The 2204-nt window shown below is 67.6% G+C and carries 3 protein-coding genes; all 3 read right to left on the reverse strand.

Translation table 11 applies throughout. From position 1 onward, the window contains the following. Positions 1-1083, reverse strand: a 1083-nt coding sequence (locus tag AC04MI_RS24790) for a lipase family protein (protein ID WP_476498996.1), incomplete at its 3' end; no start/stop codon positions are given. Positions 1084-1216: 133 nt separating this feature from the next. Beyond that, the gene (locus tag AC04MI_RS24795; RefSeq protein ID WP_015016142.1) at positions 1217-1486 is read right to left on the reverse strand and encodes a SemiSWEET transporter; all 270 of its coding nucleotides are present in this window, start codon (positions 1484-1486) and stop codon (positions 1217-1219) included. Positions 1487-1517: 31 nt separating this feature from the next. Then, a partial coding sequence (locus AC04MI_RS24800; protein ID WP_476498997.1) for a D-alanyl-D-alanine carboxypeptidase/D-alanyl-D-alanine-endopeptidase occupies positions 1518-2204 on the reverse strand: 687 nt, incomplete at its 5' end.

Raw genomic sequence — 2204 nt, forward strand, 5'->3', positions numbered from 1 at the left:
CATGTGAACGGCTGGCGGCACGGTGGGGTCGCCAGCACCGCCACACAGCATCACACGCGCCTTGGGGGTCCAGCCCAGCAGGTCGTTCTTTTTGGCCGCCAGGTACAGCGGGTGGGTGGTGCTGGTCTGGGAGCCGCTGATGAACGCCGACTGGAACAGCGCGTCACGCGCCTGGTTCGGTGTGCCCGAGGGCAGCATGCCCGTGGTCACCAGGGTGGTGTAGTTGAGCGTGGGATTGGGCAGCAGGTTCTCGATGTAGCCGGAGTACGGCGCCTTGAACACATCCTTCACGTCGGTATAGACGTTGCCATAGACCTTCTGCCAGGCCGTGACGAGGTAGGGCACAAAGAACTGCACGCCCGCGATCGCGTCCGGAATGCGCAGCGAGCCCGACAGGTTGTAGGGGCCTGCCAGGTGCGCGCCTGCGACCACATTGAATTCGTTGCCGTAGTCCCGCTCGGCTGCGCGCTGCGCTGCCATGGACGAGTGGCCACCCTGCGAGTACCCGGTGAACATCACCTTGCCAGACAGCGTGGCCCCCACCGTGCCCGCCGCATTGCGTGCAGCACGCACCGAGTCGATGACCGAGGTGGCTTCCGAGTCCGCATGCAGGTAGGGGTGATAGCTGTAGCCCGACTTGGCAAAGCCCAGGTAGTCGGTGGCCACCACGGCATAGCCCTGCGCGGCGTACATGGCCGCCAGCAGGAAGGTTTCGCTGTCCTGCGGGTTGGCCAGGGTGCGGGGCTTTTGCACATCGGTGCCCTTGGCATAGGCCACCAGCGGCGCTGCGGTGGTGCAGGCGCCGGCCGGCACCAGCATCACGCCCGAGGCGTTGGTGTTTTCGCCGCTCCTGGCACCCACGGTCGCATAGTTCAGCGACACCACCTTCACATCGCACTTGGCCTTGCCGCTGATCGCCTGCAGGCCGCTGCTGGCCGTGGCCGAGTCGATCTGCGCCACGGTGAGCGTCGTGAGCGTGGCGGGGGGGTCGATCAGTGCGCCGCGCGCCGGGTCGTCAGAGCCACCGCAGGCGACAAGCAGGACCGCTGCAGCGGCCACACAGGTAAGGCGGAAATAGGTCATGGATGGATACCTCGGTCAGTGAAGAACGACGCATCGTGCGCGCACCTGCGCTGCAGCATCCATAGGGGATAACGCGGGAGGACGGGCGCCGCCAGACACCTAGGCGACAGCGCGCGCAGGCCTGTTAGACCAGTCAGTCGGGACGGCGCACGCCGTACAAAACCTTCATGCCCAGGATGGTGCCCGCGAGGGCCAGGGTGATGGCATTGGCCACCACGATGGGCCAGGCCGCCAGCGCCAGGCCGTAGGCCAGCCACAGCGCGACCCCCACGGTAAAGACGCTGTACATGCCCAGCGAGATACCGCTCACGTCCCGCGTGCGAAAGGTGTGCAGGGCCTGGGGCACAAAGCTGCAGGTGGTCAGGCAGGCGGCCAGGTAGCCGATCAGTTCATGGAGTTGCATGGTGGGGAAAACGCAGGGCAGCAGCGATTATTCACTGCTCGCGCGCCGTCCAGTCGGTGAGGCTGTCGAGCACGGGCCGCGCTGCCCCTGCATTGGTGTGGTTGACCACCGCCACCAGCACATAGCGGCGCCCGCTGGCGGCATGCACATAGCCTGCAACGGCCATCACGTCGCGCAGGCTGCCCGTCTTGAGGTGGGCGGTGCCAGCACGGCTCTGGCTGCGGCGCAGCGTGCCGTCCACGCCCGTGATCGGCAGCGASGMCACCAGCTCSGGCATCASSGGCGAKASCCAGGCCACCTGCAGCATGCGGGCCAGGGCCTGTGCGGTCAGGCGTGCGTCGCGGCTGAGCCCGGCGCCGTTGTCCACCTGCGGCAGGTCGGCATCGCCCACGCGGGCCTGCCACCACTGACGCAGCACCTCGCGGGCGCCGTCGAATGTGGCCACACCATTTTTTTGCAGCGCCAGGGTCAGAAAGACCTGCTGCGCCATCACGTTGTTGCTGTACTTGTTCACGTCGCGCACTACCTCGGCCAGTGCAGGGGACGGGACCACAAACGCGGGCTTGAGGCCTGGGGGCACCTTGCCGTCGCGCACGCTGCCCGTGAGCTTGCCGCCCAGATCGCGCCACATGCCCTCCACCGCCCGTGCCGCAAAGCCGCGCGGGTCGGCCGCCGCCACCGGCCACACCCGCTCGCCACACGCAGCGGGGTACACGCC

It is taken from the genome of Acidovorax sp. LjRoot204 (assembly GCF_056175785.1).

Excerpts from the sequence above, each read along its gene's own strand:
- AC04MI_RS24795 (WP_015016142.1), bottom strand. The coding sequence starts at position 1,486 with ATGCAACTCCATGAACTGATCGGCTACCTGGCCGCCTGCCTGACCACC.